Below are 1,459 nucleotides of genomic sequence, written 5' to 3'. Positions count from 1 at the left end.
TGTCACCGTTATTATCGCCATCGATGACTAAATCAACGGTGATGTTGCTTGAAAGGGCATCAAGGTTTTCAGTGTCGTTGGCAGACAGGTCGTTACCGTTGCTGTCAGTCGCGGTTGCAAGCACTGTGATGTCGCCATCCACAAGCGTAGATAGGTCAACGTTATCGACAGAGTAAGTGCCATCTGCATTAACAGCCACATCGGTGATGGTAATTGCAGTGCCCGCAATATCGGTGATAACCAGAGTGACTGTACCGCCAGCTGGAATGTCTTGTGATGTACCAGTGATGTCACCTTGGTTCGATGCATCAATCACTAAGTCAACTGTTAGCTCAGCGTCAACAGCATCAAGGTTTTCAGTGTCATTGGCTGATAAATCATTACCGTTGCTGTCGGTTGAGGTTGCCACCACTGTGATGTCGCCATCCACAAGTGTAGATAGGTCAACATTATCAACAGAGTAAGTGCCGTCAGCGTTTACAGCCACATCGGTGATGGTAATTGCAGTGCCCGCAATATCGGTGATCACCAGAGTGACCGTGCCGCCTGCTGGAATATCCTGTGATGTACCAGTGATGTCACCGTTATTATCGCCATCGATGACTAAATCAACGGTGATGTTGCTTGAAAGGGCATCGAGGTTTTCAGTGTCGTTGGCAGACAGGTCGTTACCGTTGCTGTCGGTTGCAGTTGCGATCACTGTGATGTCGCCATCCACAAGCGTAGATAGGTCAACATTATCAACAGAGTAAGTGCCATCTGCATTAACGGCTACATCGGTGATGGTAATTGCAGTACCCGCAATATCGGTGATCACCAGAGTGACTGTGCCACCCGCTGGAATATCTTGTGATGTACCAGTGATGTCACCTTGGTTCGATGCATCAATCACTAAGTCTACTGTTAGCTCAGCGTCAACAGCATCAAGGTTTTCAGTGTCATTGGCAGACAGGTCATTGCCGTTGCTGTCAGTCGCAGTTGCCACCACTGTGATGTCGCCATCCACAAGCGTAGAGAGGTCAACATTATCAACAGAGTAAGTGCCATCTGCATTGACTGCCACATCTGTGATGGTAATTGCAGTGCCCGCAATATCGGTGATCACCAGAGTGACCGTGCCGCCAGCTGGAATGTCTTGTGATGTACCAGTGATGTCACCGTTATTATCGCCATCGATGACTAAATCAACGGTGATGTTGCTTGAAAGGGCATCGAGGTTTTCAGTGTCGTTGGCAGACAGGTCGTTACCGTTGCTGTCGGTTGCAGTTGCGACCACTGTGATGTCGCCATCCACAAGCGTAGATAGGTCAACATTATCAACAGAGTAAGTGCCGTCCGCGTTTACTGCCACATCTGTGATGGTAATTGCTGTGCCAGCAATATCGGTGATAACCAGAGTGACCGTGCCGCCAGCTGGAATATCTTGTGATGTACCAGATCTTGTGATGTACCAGTGATG

Annotated in this window: 1 protein-coding gene; it reads right to left on the bottom strand. The window is 48.8% G+C overall.

All coding sequences use genetic code 11. The features are described 5' to 3' along the window. A partial coding sequence (locus A9267_RS21915) for a beta strand repeat-containing protein (protein ID WP_197495530.1) occupies positions 1-1,459 on the bottom strand: 1,459 nt, incomplete at both ends.

It is taken from the genome of Shewanella sp. UCD-FRSSP16_17 (assembly GCF_001675935.1).
Taxonomy (GTDB): Bacteria; Pseudomonadota; Gammaproteobacteria; order Enterobacterales; family Shewanellaceae; genus Shewanella; species Shewanella japonica.
The sequence above is the reverse complement of the archived record's forward strand: the minus strand, read 5'-3'. Positions and strand labels throughout refer to the sequence as shown.